Origin of the sequence: Streptococcus sp. CL5.50 (assembly GCF_049738015.1) — a bacterium.
GTDB classification, from domain to species: domain Bacteria; phylum Bacillota; class Bacilli; order Lactobacillales; family Streptococcaceae; genus Streptococcus; species Streptococcus mitis_CA.
Genome location: NZ_JBKOTR010000028.1, coordinates 1 through 1,105 on the forward strand (window position 1 = coordinate 1; position 1,105 = coordinate 1,105).

At 37.8% G+C, this 1,105-nt stretch carries 1 protein-coding gene; it reads left to right on the forward strand.

Features of this window, described 5'->3' with window-relative positions; all coding sequences use genetic code 11:
* Nucleotides 1-124: 124 nt before the first annotated feature.
* Nucleotides 125-1,105: ISL3 family transposase (locus ACLNCV_RS09700; RefSeq protein ID WP_424845158.1), on the forward strand; the 981-nt coding region annotated here is incomplete at its 3' end.

A 1,105-nucleotide genomic window follows, 5' to 3' on the forward strand; every position in this document is an offset into this window, starting at 1 on the left:
GGCTCTATAATATTTGTAGTGGGTAAATCCCCTATAGATATTATGGAGCCTATTTTTGTGTAGAAAAAAAGTCCCATATGACCTATAATGAAAAGCGACGAAACAACTCATTAGAAAGAATCATATGGAACCATTACATTTTATCACAAAACTACTCGATATCAAAGACCCTAATGTCCAAATTATGGATGTTGTTAATAGAGATACCCACAAGGAAATCATCGCTAAACTGGATTATGAGGCCCCATCTTGTCCTGAATGTGGAAGTCAAATGAAGAAATATGACTTCCAAAAACCATCGAAAATTCCTTACCTTGAAACAACTGGTATGCCTACCAGAATCCTCCTTAAAAAGCGTCGTTTCAAGTGCTATCATTGCTCTAAAATGATGGTCTCACAGACCTCTCTCGTCGAGAAAAATCACCAAATTCCTCGTATTATCAACCAAAAAATTGCGCAAAAATTGATTGAAAAAACTTCTATGACCGATATCGCTCATCAACTGGCTATTTCAACTTCAACTGTCATTCGCAAGCTTAATGACTTCCGTTTTAAGCATGATTTTTCTCGTCTTCCAGAGATTATGTCTTGGGACGAGTATGCCTTTACCAAGGGAAAGATGAGTTTCATTGCACAAGATTTTGATAATCTTAACATCATCACTGTTCTTGAAGGCAGAACACAGGCTATCATACGAAATCACTTTCTGCGCTACGAGCGAGCTGTTCGTTGTCAGGTGAAAATCATTACGATGGATATGTTTAGTCCTTATTATGCCTTGGCTAAACAGCTTTTTCCATGTGCTAAAATCGTTCTAGATCGATTTCACATTGTACAACACTTAAGCCGTGCTATGAGTCGTGTTCGTGTCCAAATCATGAATCAATTTGAGCGAAAATCCCATGAATACAAAGCCATCAAGCGCTACTGGAAGCTCATACAGCAGGATAGTCGTAAACTCAGTGATAAACGTTTTTATCGCCCTACTTTTCGCATGCACTTAACAAATAAAGAAATTCTAGACAAGCTTTTGAGCTATTCAGAAGACTTGAGACACCACTACAATCTCTATCAGCTCTTACTTTTTCACTTTCAGAACAAGGAG